The organism is Streptomyces sp. V4I2, assembly GCF_030817655.1.
Classification (GTDB): Bacteria; Actinomycetota; Actinomycetes; order Streptomycetales; family Streptomycetaceae; genus Streptomyces; species Streptomyces plumbiresistens.
This window is the reverse complement of record NZ_JAUSZM010000003.1, coordinates 5,672,632-5,696,775: the sequence shown is the minus strand read 5'-3', so window position 1 is coordinate 5,696,775 and position 24,144 is coordinate 5,672,632. Positions and strand designations below refer to the sequence as shown.

The 24,144-nt window shown below is 73.0% G+C and carries 23 protein-coding genes and 2 pseudogenes; 8 read left to right on the top strand and 17 right to left on the bottom strand.

The window, feature by feature from the left end; genetic code table 11:
• Positions 1-61 precede the first annotated feature (61 nt).
• Positions 62-1,309 (bottom strand): threonine--tRNA ligase, encoded by a 1,248-nt coding sequence (gene thrS, locus QFZ76_RS26965; protein ID WP_373464356.1) that lies wholly within the window; start codon positions 1,307-1,309, stop codon positions 62-64.
• A gap of 307 nt (positions 1,310-1,616) precedes the next feature.
• Between thrS and QFZ76_RS26960 the strand changes: the two genes are divergently transcribed.
• Entirely contained in the window at positions 1,617-2,399 is a 783-nt protein-coding gene (locus QFZ76_RS26960) for a hypothetical protein (RefSeq protein ID WP_307676140.1), read from the top strand.
• A gap of 76 nt (positions 2,400-2,475) precedes the next feature.
• Here the strand turns inward: QFZ76_RS26960 and QFZ76_RS26955 are convergent, their stop codons facing one another.
• The 4 genes from QFZ76_RS26955 to QFZ76_RS26940 form a co-directional block, all read right to left on the bottom strand.
• Complete coding sequence (locus QFZ76_RS26955; RefSeq protein ID WP_307676139.1) at positions 2,476-3,189, bottom strand: GAF and ANTAR domain-containing protein; 714 nt, start codon at positions 3,187-3,189, stop codon at positions 2,476-2,478.
• Positions 3,190-3,466: 277 nt separating this feature from the next.
• Positions 3,467-4,204, bottom strand: a complete 738-nt coding sequence (locus QFZ76_RS26950) for a TIGR03943 family protein (RefSeq protein ID WP_307680137.1) — start codon at positions 4,202-4,204, stop codon at positions 3,467-3,469.
• Between the two features lie 2 nt (positions 4,205-4,206).
• On the bottom strand, positions 4,207-5,211 hold the full coding sequence (locus QFZ76_RS26945) for a permease (RefSeq protein ID WP_307676138.1): 1,005 nt from the start codon (positions 5,209-5,211) through the stop codon (positions 4,207-4,209).
• Positions 5,212-5,290: 79 nt separating this feature from the next.
• Positions 5,291-6,640: a helix-turn-helix transcriptional regulator gene (locus QFZ76_RS26940; RefSeq protein ID WP_307676137.1), complete on the bottom strand. Its 1,350-nt coding sequence runs from the start codon at positions 6,638-6,640 to the stop codon at positions 5,291-5,293.
• Positions 6,641-6,795: 155 nt separating this feature from the next.
• On the opposite strand from QFZ76_RS26940, the gene QFZ76_RS26935 reads away from it, so the two are divergent.
• Positions 6,796-6,966, top strand: coding sequence for a hypothetical protein (locus tag QFZ76_RS26935; protein WP_307676136.1), 171 nt, complete (start codon positions 6,796-6,798; stop codon positions 6,964-6,966).
• Positions 6,967-7,015: 49 nt separating this feature from the next.
• Here the strand turns inward: QFZ76_RS26935 and QFZ76_RS26930 are convergent, their stop codons facing one another.
• Positions 7,016-7,642 carry a nitroreductase family protein gene (locus QFZ76_RS26930; RefSeq protein ID WP_307676135.1) on the bottom strand — a complete coding sequence of 209 codons (627 nt, stop codon included), beginning with the start codon at positions 7,640-7,642 and terminating at the stop codon, positions 7,016-7,018.
• A gap of 172 nt (positions 7,643-7,814) precedes the next feature.
• Between QFZ76_RS26930 and QFZ76_RS26925 the strand changes: the two genes are divergently transcribed.
• Complete coding sequence (locus QFZ76_RS26925; protein WP_307676134.1) at positions 7,815-8,303, top strand: MarR family winged helix-turn-helix transcriptional regulator; 489 nt, start codon at positions 7,815-7,817, stop codon at positions 8,301-8,303.
• 115 nt (positions 8,304-8,418) lie between these two features.
• On the opposite strand, the gene QFZ76_RS26920 is transcribed toward QFZ76_RS26925, so the two are convergent.
• Genes QFZ76_RS26920 through QFZ76_RS26910 form a run of 3 tightly spaced genes read right to left on the bottom strand, consistent with a single transcriptional unit; the run spans position 8,419 to position 10,910 of the window.
• On the bottom strand, positions 8,419-9,237 hold the full coding sequence (locus QFZ76_RS26920; protein ID WP_307676133.1) for an ABC transporter permease: 819 nt from the start codon (positions 9,235-9,237) through the stop codon (positions 8,419-8,421).
• Complete coding sequence (locus QFZ76_RS26915) at positions 9,234-10,226, bottom strand: ABC transporter ATP-binding protein (RefSeq protein WP_307676132.1); 993 nt, start codon at positions 10,224-10,226, stop codon at positions 9,234-9,236. The genes QFZ76_RS26920 and QFZ76_RS26915 overlap by 4 nt, the downstream gene beginning before the upstream one ends.
• Positions 10,227-10,238: 12 nt before the next feature.
• The gene (locus QFZ76_RS26910; protein WP_307676131.1) at positions 10,239-10,910 is read right to left on the bottom strand and encodes a DUF4097 family beta strand repeat-containing protein; all 672 of its coding nucleotides are present in this window, start codon (positions 10,908-10,910) and stop codon (positions 10,239-10,241) included.
• Between the two features lie 223 nt (positions 10,911-11,133).
• Between QFZ76_RS26910 and QFZ76_RS26905 the strand changes: the two genes are divergently transcribed.
• On the top strand, positions 11,134-11,871 hold the full coding sequence (locus tag QFZ76_RS26905) for a helix-turn-helix domain-containing protein (RefSeq protein WP_307676130.1): 738 nt from the start codon (positions 11,134-11,136) through the stop codon (positions 11,869-11,871).
• Here the strand turns inward: QFZ76_RS26905 and QFZ76_RS26900 are convergent.
• From QFZ76_RS26900 to QFZ76_RS26875, 6 genes and pseudogenes are all read right to left on the bottom strand, one after another.
• A pseudogene (locus tag QFZ76_RS26900) lies at positions 11,868-12,063 on the bottom strand (DUF397 domain-containing protein). The gene QFZ76_RS26905 and the pseudogene QFZ76_RS26900 overlap by 4 nt on opposite strands.
• A gap of 68 nt (positions 12,064-12,131) precedes the next feature.
• The gene (locus QFZ76_RS26895; RefSeq protein WP_307680136.1) at positions 12,132-13,517 is read right to left on the bottom strand and encodes an extracellular solute-binding protein; all 1,386 of its coding nucleotides are present in this window, start codon (positions 13,515-13,517) and stop codon (positions 12,132-12,134) included.
• Between the two features lie 176 nt (positions 13,518-13,693).
• Positions 13,694-16,339: a substrate-binding domain-containing protein gene (locus QFZ76_RS26890; RefSeq protein WP_307676129.1), complete on the bottom strand. Its 2,646-nt coding sequence runs from the start codon at positions 16,337-16,339 to the stop codon at positions 13,694-13,696.
• 4 nt (positions 16,340-16,343) lie between these two features.
• Positions 16,344-16,706, bottom strand: a complete 363-nt coding sequence (locus QFZ76_RS26885) for a hypothetical protein (RefSeq protein ID WP_307676128.1) — start codon at positions 16,704-16,706, stop codon at positions 16,344-16,346.
• A gap of 58 nt (positions 16,707-16,764) precedes the next feature.
• Positions 16,765-18,018 (bottom strand): hypothetical protein, encoded by a 1,254-nt coding sequence (locus QFZ76_RS26880; protein WP_307676127.1) that lies wholly within the window; start codon positions 18,016-18,018, stop codon positions 16,765-16,767.
• 69 nt (positions 18,019-18,087) lie between these two features.
• A pseudogene (locus tag QFZ76_RS26875) lies at positions 18,088-18,520 on the bottom strand (PP2C family protein-serine/threonine phosphatase); the annotation flags it as partial.
• Positions 18,521-18,771: 251 nt separating this feature from the next.
• Here QFZ76_RS26875 and QFZ76_RS26870 point away from each other — a divergent pair.
• Entirely contained in the window at positions 18,772-19,248 is a 477-nt protein-coding gene (locus tag QFZ76_RS26870) for a hypothetical protein (RefSeq protein WP_373464355.1), read from the top strand.
• A gap of 72 nt (positions 19,249-19,320) precedes the next feature.
• On the opposite strand, the gene QFZ76_RS26865 is transcribed toward QFZ76_RS26870, so the two are convergent.
• Positions 19,321-19,920 carry an SH3 domain-containing protein gene (locus QFZ76_RS26865; RefSeq protein WP_307676126.1) on the bottom strand — a complete coding sequence of 200 codons (600 nt, stop codon included), beginning with the start codon at positions 19,918-19,920 and terminating at the stop codon, positions 19,321-19,323.
• Positions 19,921-20,114: 194 nt separating this feature from the next.
• Between QFZ76_RS26865 and QFZ76_RS26860 the strand changes: the two genes are divergently transcribed.
• Complete coding sequence (locus QFZ76_RS26860) at positions 20,115-21,020, top strand: hypothetical protein (RefSeq protein WP_307676125.1); 906 nt, start codon at positions 20,115-20,117, stop codon at positions 21,018-21,020.
• Here the strand turns inward: QFZ76_RS26860 and QFZ76_RS26855 are convergent.
• On the bottom strand, positions 20,917-22,266 hold the full coding sequence (locus QFZ76_RS26855; protein WP_307676124.1) for a PLP-dependent aminotransferase family protein: 1,350 nt from the start codon (positions 22,264-22,266) through the stop codon (positions 20,917-20,919). The genes QFZ76_RS26860 and QFZ76_RS26855 overlap by 104 nt on opposite strands.
• Before the next feature lie 76 nt (positions 22,267-22,342).
• On the opposite strand from QFZ76_RS26855, the gene QFZ76_RS26850 reads away from it, so the two are divergent.
• Positions 22,343-23,137, top strand: a complete 795-nt coding sequence (locus QFZ76_RS26850; RefSeq protein WP_307676123.1) for an alpha/beta fold hydrolase — start codon at positions 22,343-22,345, stop codon at positions 23,135-23,137.
• Positions 23,138-23,147: 10 nt separating this feature from the next.
• Positions 23,148-24,113 carry an endonuclease/exonuclease/phosphatase family protein gene (locus QFZ76_RS26845; protein WP_307676122.1) on the top strand — a complete coding sequence of 322 codons (966 nt, stop codon included), beginning with the start codon at positions 23,148-23,150 and terminating at the stop codon, positions 24,111-24,113.
• The last annotated feature ends 31 nt before the right edge of the window (positions 24,114-24,144 follow it).

The window sequence follows — 24,144 nt, the reverse complement described above, 5'->3', positions numbered from 1 at the left end:
GGCGCTCCTCGCTTCGTGAAGGTGTCTCTGAGGTGTCTCTACGGTCCCTACGTCAGTGACCTTACGCAGGCCCCCACAGTTCGGTCCCGCGGTCCACGACCCGGGCGCCGATCCGGTCCAGCAGCTCCCCGGCCGGCACCGCCCCCGGACGGCTCCCGTCCCGCAGCCGTACGGCCACCAGGTCGCCGGCGGCCTCCCGCTCCCCGATCACCGCCTGGTACGGCACGAGGCGCGCCGCCCGGACCCGGGCGCCGAGGGTGCCGTCGCCGGGACCGCGCACGTCCGCGCGAAGTCCCCGCGCCAGGGCCTGCCGTACGACCTCGTGCGCCCGCTCCTCCTGCGCGTCCGCCACCGGCAGCACCACCAGCTGCAGGGGCGCGAGCCAGGCCGGGAACGCGCCGCCGTGCTGCTCGACGAGGTGCGCGACCGCCCGTTCCACGCTGCCGATGACACTGCGGTGCACCATGACCGGCCGGTGCTTCGCCCCGTCGGCGCCGATGTAGTGCAGGTCGAAGCGCTCGGGCTGGTGGAAGTCGATCTGGACGGTGGAGAGGGTGGCCTCGCGGCCGGCCGGATCGGCGATCTGGACGTCGATCTTGGGACCGTAGAAGGCGGCCTCGCCCTCGGCCGCCTCGTAGGGGATCCCCGAGTCGTCGAGCACCTCCCGCAGCAGCGCGGTTGCCCGCCGCCACAGCTCCGGGTCGGCGACGTACTTGCCGCCCTCGCCGGGCAGGGAGAGCCGGTACCGGGCCGCGCGGATGCCGAGGTCGGCGTACGCGCGGCCGATCAGCTCCAGCGCGTCCCGGGCCTCGTCCACGGCCTGCTCCAGGGTGCAGAAGATGTGCGCGTCGTTGAGCTGGATGGCCCGGACCCTGGTCAGGCCGCCCAACACCCCGGACAGCTCGGCGCGGTACATGCCGCCCAACTCAGCCATACGCAAGGGCAGTTCGCGGTAGCTGTGGGAGCGGGAGCGGTAGATCAGCGCGTGGTGGGGGCACAGGCTCGGCCGCAGGACGACCTCCTCCGCGCCCAGCTCCATCGGCGGGAACATGTCCTCGCTGTAGTGGGACCAGTGCCCCGAGATCTCGTACAGCTCCCGTTTGCCGAGGACCGGCGAGTACACGTGCCGGTAGCCGGCGGCGCGCTCGGCCTCCCGGACGTACTCCTCCAGGGTGTGCCGCACCACGGCCCCGTCGGGCAGCCAGTAGGGCAGGCCCGCGCCCATCAGCGGGTCGGTGTCGAACAGGCCGAGTTCACGGCCGAGTCGGCGGTGGTCGTGCGGGCCGGTCATGGCGTCGACAGCGGTCATGGCGGTCTCTCCTCACGGTGACCGGCGACGAGCCCCCGCACGCGAAAGCCCCGGGGCACTCGCCCCGGGGCTTTCGACTGGGTCAGCTGTCAGCGCGCCGGGACACTCTCCGGCGTCGTCGTGAGAAACACGAGTACTACGTGGGCGCGCTGCATGGGGGGACGGTAACAAGGGGGCGGGGAGCAGCGCGACGGGTTTTCGCACCAACGCCCCTCACCCGTACGGCCCGGCTCACTGGTGGCCCGTCCGTCCCGGTGGTGCCGTAAGAGGGCGCACTCGATCTTGGCAGCCCTCAGGAGAGACCCCGATGACCCGACCCCCGGCCCGCACTCTCGCCACCACCGCGCTCACCCTGTGCGCCCTCCTGACCGCCACCGCCTGCTCCGCCCTCACCACCCCGCCCACCGCCGAGAAACCCGACCTCTCCGCGACGACCACGCCGCCCTCCCCGTCCGCGAAGAGCCCGGCCGCCACCCCCGCCCTCACCGACGCTCAGGCGCAGGCCACGCTGCTCACGGACGTCGATCTGGGGGAGCCGTGGACGCCCACGCAGGGGACGGCGACCTGGCACGACACCGTGCTCAAGGCGAAGACGAGCCGCCCGCACTGCCAGCGCCTGCTCGACACCCTCTACGCCGAGGAGCTGTTCGGCGCGGACGCCCGCCCCCGCGCGGTGGTCGGACTCGACGACGACTGGAACGAGACCCAGCTGCGCCAGCAGGTCGTCGCCCACCCGGCGGCGGACGTGGACCGCACGCTGGCCTGGCTGAAGTCGCTGCCGAAGAAGTGCGCGGAGTTCACGGTCAAGACCGTCCGGGGCGACGTGCACGACGTCGAGGTCTCCGAGGCCTCGCTGCCGCAGGTCGGGGACGCCCGGCAGGGGCTGCGGATCCTCGTGTGGGGCGAGACGGCCGACGGCGAGCCCGCCGCGTTCACCCTGGACGTGGCGGTCGTGCGCGTCGGCGACAACGCGATCGGCCTCACCCACGGCGGCTTCGGCGAGGTGGCGCCCGAGGTCGCGCAGGCGGTCGTACAGCTGGGTGCGCAGCGCCTGACGGAGGTCCGCAAGCGGGGTCGGGTGGAGGCCTGAGTTTCCGGGACGGTACGGCGGTTCCGTACCGCCCGTCCCCCTTCAGTCCCCGTCCCCGTCCCCGTTCAGTCTCCGTTCAGTCCCCGTCGCCGTCGTCCCGGTCCAACCTCGTCCGGTGTCCGACCACCTCACGCGCCATTTCCAGCGCCGTACGGCTCTCCGCGAAGGCGTGGGCTCGCAGGCGGGCCAGGGCCTCGTCGGCGTCGATGCCGAGCTGGGCCATGATCATGCCGACGGCCTGGTAGACCTGGTCCTGGTCCTGGGCCAGGCCGCTCAGCCAGGGTTCCGTCTCCCGGCCCCCGTTCTCGTCCCCCCGGGGCAGCGCCATCAGGGCGACCGTCATCACGCTCGCCACCAGCAGCGCGGTGCGCAGTTCGCGGGGTGTGAGCTCGCCGGGGGTGTCGCGGTAGAGGTCGAGGGTGCCCACGCACACCGATTCGTTGCCCAGCGGGAGCGAGTACATGGCCCGTACACCGACGGCCGTGGCCTGCTGGGCGAAGACCGGCCAGCGCCGGACGTCCCGGCCGGCGGTGAGGTCGCAGGCGAGCACGGGGGCGCAGATCCGGGCGGCGGACAGACCGGGTCCGTCGCCGAGGGTGGCCTGGATCTCCGCCATGCGGGTGGCCCGTTCGCTGCTCGCGCCCAGCCGTACGGGCATGCCCTCGTTGTGCAGCGCCACGCTCGCGCCGGCCACCGGCAGCAGCTCGACCGCCACCCCGCACAGCCGCCCGGGGATCTCCTTGGGCTGGACGTCCCGCACGCCCTCCGCGATCAGGTCGACGTCACGCATGCGGTCCTGTGCGAGCTCGCGTTCGGCGTCGCCGTCCGACGTCCGGGGTGGCTCGGGGTATCCGGGTTGCGGAGCATACCGAGGGCGACCGGAGTCGCCGCCTTCCGCTCCGTACCGGCCGGGCTCGCCACCGTGGGCGCCGTTCGGACCGTCCCTGGGACGCACGGCCACCGCCTCCTTAGATCAGAGCGCGCCCACCGTCGTACAAGCCCCACTCAGGGGCGACGCCCGACTACCCCTCGCCCGAAGGGCGAAACCCGCCTGGCGTTCTCTCCGGCTAGCGCTGCTCGTACGGATCCGCCGGCTGCTTCACCCGCTCGACCGACGTGACGTCGAGCACCGCCGGCCAGGCCTCGTCGCTGCCCAGGCGGCCCTTGGGATGCCAGGTGCCGGTCACGGTGACCCAGGTGTCGACCGGCGGCGCGTCGTCGCCGCGGGCCTCGACCTTGCCGGCCGTCGCGTCGGCGGCACAGCAGGTGACGTAGAGCCGGGTGACGTACCAGGTGCCGTCCTCGCCGTGGGTGACGAAGCCGGTCATCCGGACCGTACGGCCCTTCAGCGACCGCCCGCTGTCGTAGATCGCCCTGGAGTTGAACTCGGCGAGCGTCAGCTCCACCGGGTCCCCCAAGGCGAGCGCCGGGAAGGTCCCGACCCCCTGCGCCGCCCGCTGAGCGGCCTCGCGCCCGGCGCTGTAGGAGCCGAGCGCGGGGGGCGGGAAGAGGAGCAGGGCGAGGGCGGGGAGGGTGAGGAGCCAGGCGACGCGGGGGCCGTGGTGGTGATGACCGCCCTCTTCGTGACCGTCCGCTTCGTGAGCGTCCTCTTCGTGAGCGTCGGGGGCGAACCGCCGTACCCCCGCCATGACGACACCCAGCAGTACCAGCACCACCCCCGACACGATCAGGTACGGCCGCAGTGGCGCCTGCACATACCGCAGGTACAGCTCGCTGAACAGGGATATCCGCAGGACGGCCGCGCCCATGAGGGCGAGGAGGAGGGGGGCGCCGTACCGTCGCAGGCTCACAGCAGCCACCACCCGACCAGCACGCTGCTCGCCACGGCCACCACCCAGGTCGCGGCCGAGAACCGTACGGCGAAGGCGCGTCCGAAGGTTCCCGACTGGAGGGCGATCAGTTTCAGGTCGACCATCGGGCCGACGACCATGAACGCCAGCCGGGCGGTGGGCGAGAAGCCGCTGAGCGAGGCGGCGACGAAGGCGTCGGCCTCGCTGCACACGCACAGGACGACGGCCAGGACGGCCAGCAGCAGCACCGCGAGCCAGGCCGAGCCGGTGAAGACGTCGAGCACGGACCGCGGGACGGCGATGTTGAAGGTGGCCGCGGCCGCCGCGCCGACGACGAGGAAGCCGCCCGCGTGCAGGAAGTCGTGCTGGAGCCCGGCGCCGAAGGTTCGCAGGCCGCCTGGGCCGGCCTGGGCGCGTCGCTTGGGCAGCCGTATCCACTCGTCCCGCCCGAACCGGGCCCACAGCCAGCCCATCACCACGGCCGTCCCGAGCGAGGCGACCAGCCGGCCGAGCACCATCTCGGGCTGCCGGGGGAAGGCGATGGAGGTCGCCACCAGCACGACCGGATTGATCGCGGGGGCGGAGAGGAGGAAGGCGAGGGCGGCCGCGGGGGCCACGCCCCGGCTCATCAGGCTTCCGGCCACCGGCACGGACGCGCACTCGCAGCCGGGGAGGACGACTCCCGCGGCTCCCGCGACGGGCACGGCGAGGGCCTGGTTGCGCGGGAGGAGCCGCTTGAACACCTTCTCCGGCACGAAGGCTCCGATGGCCGCCGAGACGACCGTACCGAGCAGCAGGAACGGCACGCCCTGGACGGCGATCGCCGTGAAGACCGTCCACCAGGCGGCGACGGCCGGGGTGTACAGGTCGAGCGCGAGCATCGGCCCGAGGACGGAGAGGACCGTCACGATGGCGAGCAGCGCCGCCCCGCCGAAGACAGCGTAGAAGAGCGCGCGTACGGCGAGCCGCAGGTGGTCGCCCGCCGTTCGTTGGTTCTCCACGTGCCTGTCCCGGTAGTGCGTGTGTCTGCGCTGTCTCCGCGCACGGTAGCCGGGACCGCTGTGCGACGCCCCGTTTTCGTCACAGAGGAGGCTGCGCGGGCGCGGGCCCGAGGGTGGTGGTGCCCGGGGCCGTACGGTGTCCGAGCCCCGTCCGGTAGGCGTCCAGCGCGGCCTCCACGCGCCCCGTGCGGCGCAGCAGGTCTCCCAGCAGCCGGCACAGGTCGGCCAGGTCGCCGGCCGCGCCCGCCCGCTCCAGCAGGCTCAGGGCGCGTACGTAGTGTTCCTCGGCGGCCTCGGGGTCCCGGGCGTCCTCGGCGATGATGCCGAGGAGGCGGTGGGCGGCGGCGGAGTGCAGGGCGCCGCGTTCGGCGCTGAAGTCGCTGAGCACCTCGTGCAGCAGCTCGGCCGCCTCGTCGGACTTGCCGCGCCGGTGCAGTACGTCGGCCAGCTCGACGGCGACCTGGCTGGAGTAGAGGGCGGCCCGCTTGGCGGAGAGCATCGCGAGGGCCTCCCGCAACTCGGCCTCGGCGCGCTTGAGTTCGCCGTTCTGCGCGTAGACGTACCCGCGCATCCAGTGGCAGTTGGCGAGTTCGGTGCGGAGCTGGAGCTGCCGGTACAGCTCGGCCGCCTTGCCGAGCGAGGCGTCGGCCTCGGCGATACGGCCCTCGGCGAGCAGGGTGCGGGCGACGGAGCGGTGCATCCGGGCCACCAGGGCCAGGTCGCCGGCCTGGGGTGCCAGGGCGAGGGCGAGCTCGGCGGCCTGGGCGGCACGGGCGTGGGCGCCCATGTCCATGTAGGGGCCGATGACGCTCGCGTAGAGGAGGAGCAGCGCGTCGGGGTCGTGCAGGCCGCCGCGGTTGAGCTCGTCGAGGGTGGACTCCAACAGGTAGACGGCGTAGCGCAGTTCACCGCCCAGGTAGTGGGAGACGGCCCGGCCCCGGATCGCCGGGACGCGGGCGGGCAGCGGCGCGGCCACGCGGGCGAGTGCCTCCTCGGCCCGCTCGAAGTAGAGCCGGGCGGCGGCCAGGTCGCCGGTGTCGATGCCGGACTCGCCGAGTCCGAGCAGGGCGTCGGCCTGCTCACCGACCAGACCGTGTGCCTCCGCCTGCGCGAGGACCGAAGCGAACTCCTCGGCGGCGGCCTCGGCGGCGCCGGTCGCCAGGGTGCGCTGGGCGCCGGTCAGTTGCAGCCGCAGTTCGGTGACCAGGTGGGCCGGGCGGCCGGTGGCCAGCTCCTCGAAGCCGATGCCGAGCCGCTCGGCGAGATGCCTGAGCGCGTCGTCGGAGGGGCGGACGCGGCCGGCCTCCAGGGTGGAGATGTAGGCGGGCGTGTAGGCCGGTTCGGCCACCTGTCTCTGGGTCAGCCCGCGGTCGATCCGCAGCTGCTGGACCCTGCGCCCGATGGTCACCGGGTCGTCGCGCTCCGACATGCCCAACTCCCCTAGTGCCTCTTGCCGTTCGACTCCGACAGCCCCTAGGTTAAACGGCGTATTAACCATGCTTAATACGCCGCTGCTTCTGTTTGTTTTCGTTGCTGTTGTTGCGGTTGTTGTCGTCGTCGTCCTGTCGCCGCTGCGAGGTTGTCGTGCTTGATCGCACCAGCGCCACCGAGCGTTACACCAGGGGCATCGTCGCCGCCGTCGTCGCGGTCGTCGCCCTGGTACTGGCGGCGAACGCGGGCCCGGCGAGGGCGGCGGAGCCCCCCACGCGGCACACCACGCAGCTCACGGACTCCGCGGCCTCCGCCGGCCGCTAGGGCCTGTCCGGCGGATCACACGCCGCAGCACGTGTTCTCGCGGAGCGCCTCAGCGGCCGTACGACTCGTCGAAGCAGGTCAGTGCGTGGTCCCGGCGGCCCGGGTGGAGCCGGGTCTCGGCCGGGTAGCCCAGCGGCATGAGCAGGGCGATGTGCACGTCGTCGCGTCCGTCGGCGCCGATGGCCTTCTTGACCTCGTCCTCGTCCCAGCCGTTCATCGGACTGGTCGCGAGACCGGCCGCCTGCGCGGCGATCATCAGGAACGAGGCGGCGATCATGGCGTCCTTGACGGCGTACTCGCGCTCGAGGCCGCGCCGGCCCGGGTCCTCGTAGAAGGCACGGGCGTCCTCGGGAGAGGCGGCGGCGAAGCGGCCCGACCAGGCCCCGCCCTTCAGCGCCGTCTCCCAGATGTCCCCGCGGTCCTCGCGCCAGGCGGCGGACTCGGCGACGAACACCAGCATGACCGGCGCTTCCTTGGGATGCGGCTGCCCTCCGGTGGCCCGGGTGAGGGCCTGACGCCCCTCCTCGCCGGCCACGACCACGATCGAGCGGGCCTGGAGGTTGAAGCTGGACGGCGCTTCCAGGGCCAGCTCGGTCAGCTCCCGCAGCAGCGGGGCGGGGACCGGGTCGGGCCGGTAGTGGCGGACACTGCGGCGCGTGCGGATGACCCGCGCCACGGTGGAATGATCTGCCTCTGCGGCTGCCTCTGCCTCTGTCCCTGCCGCTGCCTCTGCGGTCGCCACGATCGAACCTTTCGACGTCGAACTATCTGACATCGAGAAGCTAAGCGGTAGGCTAGAACTTAGTCAAACCGTTTGACATCGAATTAATGAAGGGGAGGTGGCCGTCTTGCGCGACTCCGTCGACGATTTCCTCGACCAATGGGCCGTCCTGCGCACGGACCTGGACCTCGACGCCATGGGCACCGTCGGGCGCATCATGCGGCTCTCACGGCTCATCGGCGCCGGACTCAAGGACTACTTCGCCGAACACGGCATGGAGACCTGGGAGTTCGACGTCCTCGCCACCCTGCGCCGGAGCAACAGGCCGCTCACCGCGAAGGAGCTGGCCGCCGGCGTCATGATCGGCTCCGCCGCCCTGACCAACCGCGTCGACCGCCTCGTCGCCCAGGGCCTCGTCACCCGCGAGGCCGTACCCGGCGACCGCCGCAGCCTCCACATCGCCCTCACGGAGGAGGGCGCCGCCCGGGTCGACGAGGTGGTGGAGGGCCACGTGAGCAACCAGCGCAAGCTGCTGGCGGGGCTGGGAGTGGAGGACGGTGAGCAGTTCAATGCGCTGTTGCGTACGTTGCTCGTGTCGTTGGGGGATGTGAGGTGAGAGGGCTCGGTGCATGGGTGGGGACGCCGACAGGGCGGCGTAGGCCGACCGATGTCGGCGTACGCCGCCCTGGGGTGGGGCGCGTTGCGGGAGGTGGCCCGCGTTGTCATGGCGGTTACTTCGGGTCGGCGTTGAACTTCGAGGTCGACCAGAAGTAGCCGAGCACGGTGAGGGCCAGGCACCAGGCGAGGGCGAGCCACCCGTTGTGGCCGATCTCGCTGCCGAGGAGGAGGCCCCGCAGGGTCTCGATGGCCGGCGTGAAGGGCTGGTACTCGGCGATCGGCTGGAACCAGCCCGGCATCGTGTCGACCGGGATGAAGGCGCTGGACAGGAGCGGCAGCAGGATCATCGGCAGCGCGTTGTTGCTGGCGGCCTCGGCGTTCGGGCTGATCAGGCCCATGCCGACGGCGACCCAGGTGAGCGCCATGGCGAAGAGCACGAGCAGCCCGAACGCCGCCAGCCACTCCAGGGCCGTGGCGTCCGTGGACCTGAAGCCGATGGCCACGCCGACGGCGCCCACGAGGACCACGCTCATCACGCACTGCAGCACGCTGCCGACGACGTGCCCGATGAGCACCGACCCGCGGTGGATCGCCATCGTGCGGAAGCGGGCGATGATGCCTTCGGTCATGTCGTTGGAGACGGACACCGCGGTCCCGATCGTGGTGCTGCCGATGGTCATGAGCAGCAGGCCCGGCACGATGTAGGCGATGTAGTCGGAGCGGTCCGCGCCGCCGCCTCCGATGCCCGCGCTCATCACGTCGCCGAAGATGTAGACGAAGAGCAGCAGCAGCATGACCGGCGTGAGCAGCAGGTTCAGCGTGAGGGACGGATAGCGGCGCGCGTGCAGGAGGTTGCGGCGCAGCATCGTGGACGAGTCGCGCACGGCGAGGGAGATCCGGGTCGGGCGGGCGGGAGCGAGGGGAGCACTCATCGGACAGCCTCCTTGGGCTGGTTGGGGACGTTGGCCGGGCCGGTCAGGGCGAAGAACACGTCGTCGAGGTCGGGGGTGTGCACGGTCAGCTCGTCGGCCTCGATGCCGACCACGTCCAGCCGGTCGAGGAGGCGGCGCAGGTCGCGCTGGCTGCCGTCGCTGGGGATCTGAAGCGCGAGTGCCTCGTCGATGGGGGTCCCCCCGCTCGAGCGAAGCCGAGAGTGGGGGAAGGTGACCTCGTGGAGAGCGGAGACCGCGGACTGATAGGCGGCCGGGTCGGTGAAGCGGAGGCGGACGTGGCCGCCGGGGATGAGCCGCTTGAGCTCCTCGGCGGTGCCCTGGGCGGCGATCTTGCCGTCGTTCAGTACCGCGATGCGGTCGGCGAGTTCGTCGGCCTCCTCCAGGTACTGGGTGGTGAGGAAGACGGTGACGCCGTCGGAGACCAGTTCGCGGATGATCTGCCACATGTTGTGGCGGCTGCGCGGGTCGAGGCCGGTGGTCGGTTCGTCGAGGAAGATGATCCGCGGGTCGCCGACCAGGGTCATGGCGATGTCGAGGCGGCGCTTCATGCCGCCGGAGTAGGTGGATGCGGGCTTCTTCGCCGCCTCGGTGAGGTCGAAGCGCTCCAGGAGTTCGGCGGCGACCCGCCGTCCCTCCTGCTTGGACAGGTGGTGCAGGTCTGCCATGAGGAGCATGTTCTCCTCGCCGGTGATCAGGCCGTCGACGGCGGAGAACTGGCCGGTGACGCCGATCGCGGCGCGGACCGCCTGGGGGTCGGTGGCCGGGCTGTGACCGCCGATGCGGATGTCGCCGGCGTCCGCGGTGATGAGGGTGGAGAGGATCTTGACGGCGGTGGTCTTGCCGGCGCCGTTCGGGCCGAGCAGGGAGAAGATCGTTCCTTCGGGGACGGTCAGGTCGATGCCGTCGAGGACGGTCTTGTCGGCGTAGGACTTGCGCAGCCCGGTCGCCGCGATGGCCAGGTTGGTCATGAGGGGCTCCTTTTAGAGGCTGCGGGCGGTGATGTCGCCGCTGGCGGTGGTGGCGTGGATGGTGAGGGCGGCGTCGGCGCCGTCGGTGTTCTTGAGCGCGTTGTGGATCCGGCCGTGGCTGGTCCCGGCGTCCAGGGAGGCGGAGACGCCGCGGGCGGCGCCGACCGTGATCCGGCCCTGCTGGGTGCGCAGCGTGACCGTGCCGCGCACGGCCTCGTCGATGCGGATGTCGCCCTGCAGGGTGCTGATCTCCGCGGGTCCGCCCAGGCGGCCGACCGAGACGTCGCCGTCGAGGACGGTGAGGCGGGCGCTTGCTGCCTCGTCGAGCTTGACCGAGCGGTAGCCGTCCGCGAAGGCGACGTCGCCGAGCCGTCCGACGCCGCGGAACTCGGCGACGGCCGACTTCGCCTCGACGCGGGAGCCGGCGGGCAGTTGGACGGTCACCTCGACGGATCCGGTGTGGCCGAGGATCCGGTTCTTCGCCTCCGGGGCCTGGATCCGCAGGACGCCGTCGCTGTAGGAGACCTCGATCTCCTCGGCCGCCTTCACGTCGCGGCTCTTGGCGGCGTTGGCGGCCAGGACCTCGACCGTGGTGTCGGTCCGGTCGGCGGCGATGAACTGGATGCGTCCGGCGGGGATGCCCAGGACGGCGGAGATCGGGGCGGGGGTGGCGAACTTCTGCATCGTGCTCTCCTTCGGCTCGTTGTTTCCGATGGACGAAAAGCTACGTTGCATTCATAGACACGGCAACACATTCGTTGCGCATAATCGCCATAAGTGCAGGTGACAGCGGATAATTCATTGCAATGATCTGGAGCCTAACGCAACAAGCCTCACTCGATTCGTTGCAATGGACCAGAAGTGAACGCTATAGTGGGGTCACCACGGCCCACGAAGGAGACTTGCCATGCCGGGAGGCAGACTCACCCAGCAGGAACGCCAGCAGATCGCGCTGGGGCTGGCCGACGGCCTCGCTTATGCGGAGATCGCCAGACGTCTCGACCGCCCGACCTCGACGGTCACGCGGGAGGTGATGCGCAACGGCGGCCCCACCGGCTACCGCGCCGATCTGGCCCACCGCGCCACCGAACACCGCGCCCACCGGCGCAGGCAGGCCACGCCCCGGGGGACGGTGGCGCCCCCGCAGGCCCACGGACGCGACGCCGAGGCCGTGCGCGAGTATGAGGAGACTTTCACCACCGTCCTCATGGCTTCGGGCATGACCACGATGACGGCCCGGGTGCTGGCCTGCCTCACCCTCACCGACACCGGCAGCCTCACCGCGTCCGAACTCGTCCAGCGCCTTCAGGTCAGCCCGGCGTCCATCTCCAAAGCGATCACGTTCCTCGACAGCCAGGGCCTCGTACGCCGGGAACGCGACGACCGCCGGCGCGAGCGCTACGTCGTCGACGACGACGTCTGGTACCAGTCGATGATGGCCAGCGCCCGGGCCCTCGTCCAGATCGTCGAGCTCGCACGGCAGGGCGTCGGCGTCCTCGGCCCCGGCACCCCGGCCGCCACCCGCCTCGAGAACATCGCCCGCTTCCTCGACTTCGTCAGCGAGAGCACGACCCGAGCGGCGGAACAGGCCCGGGCCATCCTCCACGCGAAAGTCGAAACGCCCCTGTCAGGCGGCGCCGGCTAGCTCGCGACGCCGTCGACGAAAGCGGCCCAGGCGGTCGGAGAGACGGTGAGGTGCGGGCCGGCGGCGACCTTGGAGTCGCGGACGCGATGCGGGAGGGGCGAGGTCGGCGACCTCGACGCACTCGCCGCCGGTGTCGCCGCTGTACGACGACTTACGCCACCGCGCGTTGGTCAGGTCCTCGCTGGTGCCCACAGCGCTCCTCCATCACCCGCTCGATCAGTGCCGCCGATTCCTCTCCTGAGAGGGTGCACCTCGTACAGCTAGTCCGGCAGCGCCTTGCGCAGCGCCTCGTCCAGGCGTCGCGCCAGCTGTGGGTCGGTCGGCGGGCGGTCACCGAACAGGGCGCCCAGCTGGGCGGTGAAGGTCTGGGTGAACGCGCCGTACAGCGGGGTGCGCGGGCGCTGGACGGCGCTGCTGAGCGCCGGGAGGAGGATGCGGTGGGCGTAGGCGGGGCGGCCGGCCTTGTCGCGTGGCATGCGGTCGGCGCGCTCGCCGGTCGGGGAGGGCGAGGGGCTCGCGGCGGCGAGGGGGCACGTCACCGTGTCGTCGCCGTACGCCGAGGTCCGCGTCGCCGCGAACCCCGCGTCCAGCAGACAGCGTTCGCTCTCCCTGCCGGTGAGGAAGCCGATCAGCTCGGCCGCCTTGGCCGACCGCTGGGACGCGGCGGTCACCGCGAGGTTCTGGCCGCCGAGCACCGCCCGGCCGGGCAGCGGCGCCACGCCGAGCTGTTTGGCGGTGAAGGTCTGGTGCAGCGTGCGGTAGGCGTAGGGCCAGTTCCGCAGGAAGGCGGTGCGGCCGGCGGCGAAGTCGGTGAGGGAGGCGTCCTCGTCGGAGTGGACGGCGTCCGGGAGCGTGTACGACGGGTCGGTGCGCTGGCGTAGTTCGGCGATGCCCTCGGTCAACTGCTCGGCGGTGGCGGCGTAGTGGCCGTCGGCGTCGGTGAGCGCGAGGTCCGGCGTCGCGGACGCGAACGCCTCCACGGCGTTGACCGTGCGGCCCTCGTAGGGGGCGAGCTGAGTGGTCCAGCCCTGCTCGTAGCCCTTGGGCGGCTTGTTCTCCAGCGAGCGGACGATCTCCTGGAGCCGGGTCCGGTCGATGCCCGCGCTCAGGTCGGTCTGCTGGACGCCCACCGCGTGCAGGTGGTCGCGCCGGTAGTAGAGGAGTCCGACATCGCTGTTGAACGGCACGGCGTACACCTTGCCGTCCCAACGGGCCGTGCCCGCCACCGACTTGATGACGTCACCGTCCAGCACCCCGTCGGGGAGGCGGCGCACGAGGCCGGCGGCGGCGAACTCCGGTACCCAGGTGACGTCTAGGTTGACGACGTCGTAGGCGGCGCTGCCGGACTGGAGGGCGCCGAGGAGCTGGCTGCGCTGTTCGTCGGCGCTGCCCGGCAGTTCGACCAGGCGGGCGCGGTAGCCGGTGCCGGCCTTCTCCTGCTGCCGGTTCCAGGCGTCGATGAGCTGCTGGCGGATGCCGTTCTTGCCGGTGACGTCCCGGCCGCTGGCGACGACGATGTCACCGGGCACGTCGGTGGCGGGCGCCGCGGGTTCCCCGGCGCTGTCGCCGGTGCAGGCCGTGACGGCCGTGAGCAGCAGCACGGTCAGGAGGGCCACGAGCCGCGCACAGGTGCCGCGCCCGGCCATCAGGGGTCCGGTGCGGGGGCGCCCCGTACCGCGCCCGGCCATCAACCGCGCGGTACGGGAACAACCCGCCCGCACCCCGACACCGCACCCGGCCATCTTCAGCCGCACGATCCCACCCCGGTCCAACAGCCGTACGGCGCCCCCGCATCCCACCCGAACCTCCGCCCCGCGCCCGGTCATCCGTCCTCCCCCATTCCGGCGCGGGCGACCTCGTCGGTCAGGGCCGCGCCGAGGTTCTCGCCGGCGTCCAGGCAGCGGCCGCCGCTCGCGGCGGAGATGCGGGTGGCCGGGCGGCCCGGGTCGCAGCCGCCGGCTTCCAGGGACACCATGGTCACCGGCACGCCGGCCGCCCCCGCCCTGGTCAGGACGTCGTCGAGGTTCGCGCCGGTCAGCCGGTCGTCGTCCTCGCCGTCGGTGATGTGGACGACGAGCCGGGGGCGTTCGTCCGGGCCGTCGGCGGCCAGGTCGTCGAGCGCGGCGAGCAGCGCCGCGTGCGGATCGGCCTCGGCGTCCCGCACCCGGGCCGCGTCGACGGCGCGTTCGGCCTCCTTGCGGGTGTGGCGGCCGAAGGGGAGCACGGTCTCGTACGGGCTTTCGTCGCCGGACGCCCCGGACACCGCCCACACGCCGTACTCGTCCCGGCCCCCGAGCCCGCCCAGGGACTGTTCGAGCAGGCCGGGCCCGCCGCTGGGACCCTCCCACAGGGAGGCCATCGAACCGGAGCTGTCCAGCAGGAACAGGACCCGGCCGGGGCCGTGTGCGGCGCGGTAGTCGGTGAGTGCCGTCTCCATCTCGTCCCGTCCGGCGGTCTCCTCGAGCGGCGCCGGCGCCGACAGCATCCCGGCGGGGACCGGACGGTCGGCGTCCAGCAGGGGACGCGCGCCGCTCACGGAACGGAAGCCGTCCCGGGCGAACGCGGCCTGCCCGTCCGCACCGGTGAGCCAGGCGCGGAAGTTCTCGGCCGCCGCGTCCCGCGCCGCCTCGTCCCGGTCGGCGTCCTGCCAGCGGACCCGTACGAACGTCGGCTCCAGCCCCGGTACGTCGCCGGGGTAGTGGGCGACCCGGGGCGTCCGGGTCGCCAGGTCGCAGCCGACTCCGCTGCGCAGCAGGAACTCGGGGACCAGGGCGGCGGTGCGGTTGTCCACGGCGTCGTCGTCGGGCAGCGTGCACAGCAGGTCGGTGGCCGTCGGGGCGGGCGGACCGGGCTGGGCGACGCGCTGTTCCGCACCGACCGGGTCGGCCCCGGTGCCATGGAGGCCGATCGTGGCGAGCAGGGCGGCGGCTGTGAACTCCGGGTCGGGGCGGCGCACTTCGGCCTTCGTGTCGCGTTCGTGCAGGGCGCTGATCATCCGGGTCAGCGAGGGACCGGCGAGGTCGTCCTGGTTCCCGGCGGCGAGGTTCTTCGGGACGGCGAGCACGACCGGGGAGTACACCAGCGGCTCCTCGTCGGGGTCGAGACGGGCCACGGCGTCCGTGTCCTGGGCGGCCGCGACCCGGGCGGCCTCGGCGGGGGTGGCGGGGATCCAGACGTCCGGCTGCGGGCCGACGTCCCGCTGCGGGTTGGTGTCCTCGTCCCGGGGCTCCTGCCAGGCGTCCGACTGCCCGGCGAGCGCGGTGACCGCGTCGGCGGAGCCCGCGCTGTAGACGGTGATGCCGCTGCGCCGGCAGCCGTCGCCGGTGGTGTTCTCGTCCGACGTCAGATAGGCCTCCGCCGCCGCGCTCACCGTCGGTGCGAGGTCGGGGTCGGTCAGGACCCGCAGTTCCAGCGGCGGCCCGCAGGAGGCGGGACCGCCGGTGAGGGTGACGATGCCGTAGGAGCCGAGGCTCACGGCGGCGAGGGCGAGAACGACGGCGAGGGCGAGGGGCGCGCGCCGGAGGACGGAGCCCAGCCAACGCCAGGCGCGGGTGACGGCGGTGGCTCCGGCGCGGAACGGGGCGAGGAGGGCCGCCGCGGCGGTACGGAGCAGGGCGGCACCCTTCTTTCCTTCCTCACCGGGCTGCCCGCCCGGCTTCTGCTGCTGATCCCCGTGCTCGCCGGAGGGCCACGGCCCCGCCCCGCCCATCGCCCACCTCAGCGGCGGGGCCGACCGGGCGGACAGCACGACGTCCTCCCCCGGCTCCGTCCTGCTCTGCGGCTCCCACGGCTCCCCGCGCACCGTCTTGTGCCCCGCCGCCGTCATCCGGTCCCGCAGCCGGTCCGCGAGCTCCTGGAAGGTCAACTCCTCGTCTTCCTCCAGGAGTTGTACGAGCTCCCCGGTGAACGGCGTGGGTACCGCACCGTCCCCCGCGTCCGTGCGGTGGTTGGCCTGCACGCTCATCAGCAGCAGCACGCGCCGCTTGTCGCGGAAGGTCTCCCAGATCCAGGCGGCGTTGCCCGCGAAGCAGCAGTCGAGGACCACCACGATCCGCTCGGCCGGACCGGCGGCGAGCACGGTCAGCGCGGTGGTGAACATCTCCGCGCCGGGGAAGACCGCGTGCCCGCCCGCGACCACGCTCGCGTTGCGCATCTGCAGGAACAGCTCGTCGCCCGCGCTGGGGATGGCTCCGTGCCCCGTGAAGTACAGGAACAGCAGGCCCTCCGCCTCCTCGGCGGTCCTGCGTAAGGCGTGGTCGAAGTCGTCCAGGGACGGCGAGCGGGCCACGGCGATCTCGTGCGCGCCGAAGACCCGGCCCCGCAGCAGCGCGTCCCGGAGCCGGTTCAGGTTGTGCTTGACGGCGGGAAGGTCGCCGGGCACGCCGTGCGGCGGCTTGGTGAGGTCGTACTCGGAGACCCCCACCAGCAGTGCCCGGTTCACCCGTCCACGCGGGTCGAAGCGGGTCACCGGCCTACCTGTCGTCGAGGCCCACGGTGTCGACGCGGCCCTCGGGCGGATCCCCGTCCTCGACCGCTCTGCGATTGACCCGCCAGGCCTCCACGGACCGCTTGACCTGCCCCAGCAGCTCGTTGAAGACGATGGCCGCACCCGACCCGATCATCGTGACGACGATGTCCATGCCGACGCCCATCGGGGCGCCGGGCTCGTCCGTCCGGTGCCGCTCGTGGATCTGCAGCCGGCCGGCCCGCACCAGTTCGTCGAGCGGTTTCTCCCGTTCCAGCCACTTGCGCAGCGCGCCGACGTCACCCTCGCTGGCGGTCCCGTCCAGCCGAACGCGTATGCCGTGGTTGGCCACTCCATCCCCCTCAGCCATAACTCAGCATCATGTCACCGCTGTTGGAGCCGGGGGAGGGGTCGGCAGCGCCCCGTCTTCACGAACTGAGTGTCTGCAACTGGCTCAGCTGACGCCGGATGTGGTCCAGGGCGCCCTCGCGGCGCCCCGGCACCCGGGCCCGCAAGTCGGCCAGTTCGGTGCCGAGTTCACGGGCCCGCGCCGGGTCGCCGATCTGCCCCCACTGGTGGTGGGCCCGGTCCACGGCCGCCTCCACGGCGGGCGCGTCCACCGCCTGCCCGGCACCCAGCCGGGCCGACGCCACCGCCAGCCAGGTACGGCAACTGCGCACCGGATCCCCCGCGAACATCGCCAGATCCGCCCGGACCTCGGCCCAGTGCAGGGCCTGCTCGGAGGCCCGCCCGTGCGCCCGTACGGCGGCCTGCTCGTGCTCGGCGGCCAGGGCGTCGGCGTCGTCGTGACGGCCGTCCTGGACGGCGGTGGTGATGGCGGCGTGGGGGTCGTCGGCCTGTTCCTGACGGGGCCTGACGATACGTTCTCGACGCTGACCGGCTTCGCTTTCCCGACGCCGGTCCGCATCACCCAGCCTGTCGTGGGGGTCCCCCCGCTCGAGCGAAGCCGAGAGTGGGGGAGTTTGAGGACGAGGCCGTTCAGGCCGATACGGGGGTCTGGGGGCGGAGCCCCCAGGGACGGGCACCGCGACGCCGGGCACCCCCAGGACCAGGTCCCCGTACCCGTCGCTCCCCAGCCGTGCCAACGCCTGCTCGTGCAACTGCGACACCGGCGGACGCCGCCCGCTGCGCAGAATCGTCGCGATCGCCTTCATGTACGCCGGCGCGGCCACCGCCCGCCGGGACGACGGCGGCGGCGTTACCCGGCCGTACACCGCGCTGCTGCGCCCGGAGTCGAGCGGGTGGGTGCGCAGCCAGGCCCAGGTCTCCGCGTCCGCGTGCAGGTCGAGGAGGAGGGTCGTCGTCCCCGGTGTGCGCAGGCGCAGTTCCTCGCGGAACCAGTGCCAGGGGAAGCCGGTGTAGCGGACGGTCGCGGACGTGGTGCGGGCCAGCGCGAGGTGCGGCAGGTGCTGGCGGCGGTCGAGCAGGAGCTGGCCGGTGACGAACACGGTCAGCGGGCCGGGGGCCGTCGCGGCGGCGCGCAGCCGGGTGAGGACGGCCTGGGGTTCCAGCGGGTCGGCGAGCTCGACGACGTTGGCGGTGTCGGTGCCGGACAGCACGGCGGGCGGCACGGCCGCGAGCACGGGGAGTACGGACGCCGCGTCCACCAGACAGCCCTTGCCCACCGGTGATGCGGCCAGCAGCAGCACTGTTCCCGGCATCGGTCCCTCCCCGTCCCCCGTCGATCACGTACGGCAGCACCGTAACCGCTGCGGCTGCAAAGGTGTGTCTCAGGACTGCAAACGACCCGGTACGGGCGTCCTGTTCGCGGCTCGCCGCACCGCGAACACCGTGGTGTCGTCGGCCAGTCGGCCCCGCAGTGCCGCAGCGTGCCGTCCCGTACGAAGGCGACCAGCAGCCTCGGTTCGGTCAGGCTCGGGTCGGCGGCCACGGCCCGGGCCACCTCGTCGGCGAGCGGGTAGAAGCCGCCGGTGCCGTCGCGGGCCTCGGTCACACCGTCGGTGGTCAGGAGCAGGGTCTCGTCGGGGGCGAGGGGCACCTGGTGCACGGGCGGCAGGCCCGCAGCGAGCTCGGCGAGGCCCAGCGGGAGGCCGTCGCCGGGCGGCAGGGGCCGTACGGCGAAGGGGCCGACCGCGGCGGCTCGTGGCCGAAAACGACGGCCTGCACCACGCCGGGCTCATCCGCGGGGAAGCCGAGCAGCAGCAGCGGCGGCACCCAGGCCACGCTGCGGCCGGGCGAGGACTCTCCGGCGACCGCTCACCGGTCTCCGTACTCGGCCGCTCATGGGTCTCGGCGCTCGGCATGGGTCTCGGTACTCGGCCGCTCACGGCCTCACCGATGCACGGGCCCGCGAGGCGCGCATCCGCACCGGAAACCCGCCTCCGCCGACTTGCCAGGGCCTGTCCCCAGGTGTGCTCTGGAAGGCGGGGGCGAGGAGAGAGAGGAGCGCTCTCATGGCTCAAGCGGCACCCACGCCCGGCGGCACGCGGGGCATGCACCGTCGTCCGGCCCGGCGCGTCATGACCCGGCCGCGCCGCACACCCGACCTGTTCAGCGAGCGGGTCCACACGGTGGCGCGGTACGCGATCCCCGTGGTGCTCGGGCTCGTCTACGGCTACTGGGCCGCGGCCAACCGGCGCGACGGCGGGCCCATCACCGGCGGGAACGTCCTGTTCGGCTTCGCCACGGCGATCGCGTTCATCGTGCTGTGCATCGCGGTGGCGACGTTCGCCCCGCGTCTGCAGCGCGAACTGCACTCGATAACGAAGTCCGGCTTCGCGGGCGCGGCGTTCGGCTTCCTGTACAGCCAGGCCGGCGCGAGCGTGCTCAGGTCCACGGTCATGGGCCTGGTGATCGCGGCGGCCATCTTCGGCGTGTTCTTCTACCGCTACTACACGCGCGAGGACGCGCAGGGAAACCGCATCCGCTGAGGTGCCCGGGTACGGTGCAGGGGCCCCGGCCGGTCGCCGGGGCCCCTGCGCCTCCCTCACTCATCCCTCCACTCACGGCACGGCCGGGAGCCATTCCCAGTCGCCCTCGCCCTCGCTCTCGCCCGACGAGGATCCGGTCGCGCTCCAGCTCCACGAGCCCGAGGCGCTCCAGGATCCGGAACCAGAACCGGAGACGGCCCAGGAGCCCGAACTCGACACGGCCCAGGACTCGTTCCAGTCCGGGTCGTTCCAGTCGGGGTTGGACCAGGAGTCGTCCTTCCATTCCGGGCACGGGTCCGAACAGGTCGGTACCCGGTGTCCGCCGGTGTCGACGAAGGCGGCACTCGCCCAGCCCTGGGCGCCGACGAACCAGTACCAGTACGGGTTGCCGTTGACGCTCTGGCCGCGGACCTTGCACTCGACACGGTCCTGACTGCCCGGCGCGAGCCGGTCGACGACTGCTGAGTGGCTGGTGGGCGCCGCTCTCACGTTGAGCGCGGTACCGGAGACGATGGTGCCCCAGATCGGACCGCCGGATCCGCCGCTGCCTTGTCCGTCGGCATACGTCGGCGGGGTCGCGGCTGCTGCCGAGGTTCCCGCTGCCGCGACGGCGAAGGTGCCGCCGGTGAGCAGGATCGCGGCCAGGGTCCGCAGGGCCGGAGTGGTGCGCATGGATCGGCCTCCTTCTCCCCAGAACCAGGAAACACCCGTTCGGGTGAGGCCTCCACCGGAGAGCGGAATGCCCAGTTCCGCGGGGGGTTCCGGCCGGAATCCGGCCGGAACCGGTGCCCGTTCGGCCCCGGCCCGTGCGCCCATTCGCAGTCACGCCGCTCGCACCCCCGCCGTGGCCCGTCTTGCCTGGAAGGGTGTCCACTCGACTCCGGAACGCCCTGTCGGCCGTACTCATCGCCCTGGCCTGTCTGCTCGCGCCGTTCGGCGCGCTGGCGGCCTGGGTGGCGTACGGGCTCGCCGACACGAGCCGGTACGTCACCACGATGGCGCCGCTCGCCTCCGACCCGCACGTGCGGGACGCGATCGCGGACACGGTCGGCGCCGGAATCATCCGGGAGGTGGACGTCGGCGGAGCGATGCGCCCCTTCGTGCGGGACGCGGTGCGCTCGTTCACCCGGACCGAGGCCTTCCGTACGGCCTGGGACGCGGGCAACCGGGCCGTGCACGACTCGGTGTTGAGGGCGCTGCGGGGCGGCGGCGAGGGCGCGGTGACGGTGGACCTCGCGCCGGTCGCCGCCGAGGTGAAGGACGAACTCACCGCGGACCGCGTGCCCTTGGCGCACCGCATCCCGGTCCTGCACATCGAGGTCTCCGTCCTCCCGGCCGAGGACCTGGCCCGGCTCCGGAAGGGGTTCCACGTGCTCGACGTCGCCGGTTTCTGGCTGCCCGTCACGGCGGCCGTCCTCGCGGCCACCGGGATCGCCGTCGCCGCCTGCCGCCGCCGCGCGGTCACCGCGACCGCCCTCGGCACGGCCCTGGGCGGCGCCCTCCTCGCCCTCGCGGTCGCCGTGGGCCGCCGCCTCACTCTCGCCGACCTGCCCGACCCGGCCCACCACCCGGCCGCCGGCGCGATCTACGACGCCCTCACGGCCACCCTGCGCACGGTCTCCTGGCTGCTGGTCGCCGTCGGTCTGACGGTGGCCCTGACCTGCTGGCTCACCGGCCGGTACGGGTGTCCGCCGCCGTTCCGGCGAGGTCCGCGAGCGTCCGCAGCGCCCGCCGCAGATCCGGCTCGGCGGCGGACGCGAGCCCGAGCCTGACCGCGTCCGGCGTCCGGCTCGGGTCGACGACGAAGGCGGGCCCGGGCGTGACCGCGATGCCGTGCGCGGCGGCCGCGGCCGTGAAGGTGTCCGCGCGCCAGGGCGCGGGCAGCTCCCACCAGGCGTAATAGGCGCGCGGATCCGACCGTACGGCGAACCCGTGCAGCTCTTCTTGGAGGATCCGCTGCCGGCGCCCCGCGTCCGCCCGCTTGGCCGCGACCAGCCGCGCCACGGTCCCGTCCCCGATCCACCGCACGACGGCCTCCAGCGCGAACCGCCCGGCATTCCACCCGCCGGACCGGATGGCGGCCGTCACGGCCTCGGCCCGCCACGCGGGTACGACGGCGAGACCGACGGTGAGCCCGGGGGCGACCCGCTTCGACAGCCCGTCGACGACATGGGTGATCCCGGGCGCGTGGACGGCGAGGGGGTCGCCGTCGGCCAGGAAGGACCAGATGCGGTCCTCGACGACCGGGATGCCCAAGTCGGTCGCCACGCCCGCGAGTTGGCGCCTGCGCTCTTCGCTCATCGTCACCGAGGTCGGGTTGTGCAGCGTCGGCTGCACGTACAGGGCGGAGAGGGGGGCCGTGCGGTGGGCGGCGGCCACGGACTCCGGCAGCGGACCGTCCTCGTCCGCCGCCAGCGGCACCGGTGTGATGCCCAGCCGGGCGGCGATCTCCTTGACCACGGGATACGTCAGCGGCTCGACGCCGAGCCGGCCGCCGGGCCGGACGAGTGAGGCGAGGGTGGCGGCGATCGCCTGGCGGGCGTTGCCGGTGAAGAGCAGTTGGCAGGGGCCGGGCTGCCAGCCCGGGGTGGCGAGAAGGCCGCCCGCGGCGTTCCGGGCCGCCGTGGTGCCGTCGGCGGGGGCGGGGAGCAGGGCCTCGGCCAGCACGTCGGGCCGGAGCAGGGGCTCGAGGGCGAGCGCGAGGAGTTCGGCCTGGCCGGGGGCGGACGGGTAGTTGAGCTCCAGGTTGACGGGAGCGGCCGTCGCGGGCTCGGTGAGCGCCCGTCCCACGGGTGCGGCCGGAACCGCCCGCACGAACGTCCCGCGCCCCACCTCCCCGACGACCAGCCCGCGCCGGACGAGTTCGCCGTACACCCGCCCCGCCGTCGACCCGGCGATCCCGCGCCGCCGCGCGAACACCCGCTGCGGGGGGAGCCGTTCACCGGGCTTGAGCCGACCGGCGGCGATGTCGTCGGCCAGCCGGTCGGCGAGGCGCCGGTAGTCGTCCGAGTCGTCCACGGGGTCCCCCCTCACATTGCACCGAGGGCAAAGATCTTATTGCACCGACGAGTTGGGGCGATCTAGGGTCGCTCACATGACCTCTTTCCCGGAGTTCCTCGCGTATGAGAACAAAGGCGCCGATACCTCCGCGGTTCCCCTCGTCCTGGTCCACGGCCACCCCTTCGACCGCACGATGTGGGCCCCGCAGATCGCCGAGTTCTCCACCGCCCGCCGGGTCGTCGCCCCCGACCTGCGCGGCTACGGCGAGTCCCCGCGGACCCCCGGCGTCACACGGTTCGCCCGGTTCGCCGAGGACATCGAGGCGCTCCTCGACGAGCTGAAGGTGGAGACCTTCGTCCTCGCCGGTCTGTCGATGGGCGGCCAGATCGTGATGGACGGCTACCGGCAGTTCGGGAGCCGCGTCCGGGGCCTGGTCCTCGCGGACACCTTCCCGGCGGCCGAGACACCGGAGGGCGTGACGGCCCGCAACGCCATGGCGGACCGGCTCCTGCGGGAGGGCATGCGCGGGTACGCCGACGAGGTGCTGGAGAAGATGGTGGCGCCGTACGCCTCGCCCGAGGCGAAGGCCCACGTCCACCGCATGATGACGTCCGCACCCCCCGAGGGTGCCGCCGCCGCCCTCCGCGCCCGCGCCGGACGCCCCGACTACCGCGAGCTGCTGACCCGCGTCACCGTCCCCGCGCTGGTCGTGGTGGGCGCCGACGACGAGTACACCCCGGTCTCCGACGCCGAGGCCATGCACGCGGCTCTCCCCGACTCCACGCTGCTGGTGGTCGAGGGCGCGGCGCACATGCCGAACCTGGAGCGGCCCGAGGAGTTCAACGGGGCGCTCGGGGAGTTCCTGGCGCGGGTGGACGGCCGCTCGTAGTCTCGGGACGGTGACACGACAGCGCCTGCGCAGACCCGGCATCTGGTTCGCCGCGCTGTTGTTCGCCGGGGTGAGCGTCGTCGTGGGCTGCCGGGTCGCCGACACCGACGGGATCACCCCCGTCCCCCAGCTTCTCGCGTTCCTGCCGTGGCTGCTCGCGCCCGCCGCACTGGGACTGGGCCTCGCGCTGCTCGCCCGCTGGTGGACCGGGGTGGTGTGGGCGGTGGCGGTGCTCGGGCTGCTGGCGTGGTTCATGGAGCCGTACGGGAAGATCGCCGCACCCGGCGGGCCACCCGTCGCTTCCCTGCGGGTGCTGACCTCGAACGTCGAGTTCGGACAGGCCACCGACCCTCTGATCGCGACGGTCCGCCGGGAAAAGCCGGACCTCGTCTTCGTGCAGGAGTGCGAGTCCGCGTGCGACGCGGCGCTGAAGGAGTCCCTCGGCGCCGACTACCCGCACCGGCAGGGCGTCGAGGCCGGCGGATCGGCGGGGTCCGTCCTCCTCAGCCGCTTCCCGCTCCGGGCCGCAGACCGCGTCCCCGGCACGATGGGCATGCCGGGGGCCGTCACCGAGGTGCGCGGCCGGACCGTACGGCTCCAGCTCGCGCACCCCATGCCGCCCCTGCCCGGCCAGGTGGACGTCTGGCGGCGCGAACTGGACGCCTTGCGCGACTTCGCTGCCGCGCACGCGCGGACCCCCACCATCCTGGCCGGCGACTTCAACGCCTCCCAGGACCACGCCGCCTTCCGCCGCATCCTCGACACCGGCCTGCGCGACGCGGCCCGCCTGGCCGGTTCCGACCGCACCCCCACCTGGCCGGCCCGCACGGCCGGGGCCACTCCGGCGCTGGGCGCCCAGATCGACCACGTCCTGGTCTCCGCCGACTTCGCCGCCCAGGAGGCCCGCTTCCTCGACCTCGCCGACACGGATCACCGTGCGCTGCTGGTCGAGGTCACGCTTCACCAGCGGAGATGAACCGGCGGAGATGATCCGGCGGAGATGACTT

Bases quoted from the DNA above. Each gene is read 5' to 3' on its own strand.
- QFZ76_RS26850 (WP_307676123.1), top strand. From the start codon at position 22,343: ATGACCTCTTTCCCGGAGTTCCTCGCGTATGAGAACAAAGGCGCCGAT.
- QFZ76_RS26920 (WP_307676133.1), bottom strand. From the start codon at position 9,237: ATGAGTGCTCCCCTCGCTCCCGCCCGCCCGACCCGGATCTCCCTCGCC.
- QFZ76_RS26910 (WP_307676131.1), bottom strand. From the start codon at position 10,910: ATGCAGAAGTTCGCCACCCCCGCCCCGATCTCCGCCGTCCTGGGCATC.
- thrS (WP_373464356.1), bottom strand. From the start codon at position 1,309: ATGACCGCTGTCGACGCCATGACCGGCCCGCACGACCACCGCCGACTC.
- QFZ76_RS26940 (WP_307676137.1), bottom strand. From the start codon at position 6,640: ATGTCGGAGCGCGACGACCCGGTGACCATCGGGCGCAGGGTCCAGCAG.
- QFZ76_RS26880 (WP_307676127.1), bottom strand. From the start codon at position 18,018: ATGCCGGGAACAGTGCTGCTGCTGGCCGCATCACCGGTGGGCAAGGGC.
- QFZ76_RS26870 (WP_373464355.1), top strand. From the start codon at position 18,772: ATGGCTCAAGCGGCACCCACGCCCGGCGGCACGCGGGGCATGCACCGT.
- QFZ76_RS26960 (WP_307676140.1), top strand. From the start codon at position 1,617: ATGACCCGACCCCCGGCCCGCACTCTCGCCACCACCGCGCTCACCCTG.
- QFZ76_RS26955 (WP_307676139.1), bottom strand. From the start codon at position 3,189: ATGCGTGACGTCGACCTGATCGCGGAGGGCGTGCGGGACGTCCAGCCC.
- QFZ76_RS26895 (WP_307680136.1), bottom strand. From the start codon at position 13,517: ATGGCCGGGCGCGGCACCTGTGCGCGGCTCGTGGCCCTCCTGACCGTG.
- QFZ76_RS26865 (WP_307676126.1), bottom strand. From the start codon at position 19,920: ATGCGCACCACTCCGGCCCTGCGGACCCTGGCCGCGATCCTGCTCACC.
- QFZ76_RS26905 (WP_307676130.1), top strand. From the start codon at position 11,134: ATGCCGGGAGGCAGACTCACCCAGCAGGAACGCCAGCAGATCGCGCTG.
- QFZ76_RS26885 (WP_307676128.1), bottom strand. From the start codon at position 16,706: ATGGCTGAGGGGGATGGAGTGGCCAACCACGGCATACGCGTTCGGCTG.
- QFZ76_RS26915 (WP_307676132.1), bottom strand. From the start codon at position 10,226: ATGACCAACCTGGCCATCGCGGCGACCGGGCTGCGCAAGTCCTACGCC.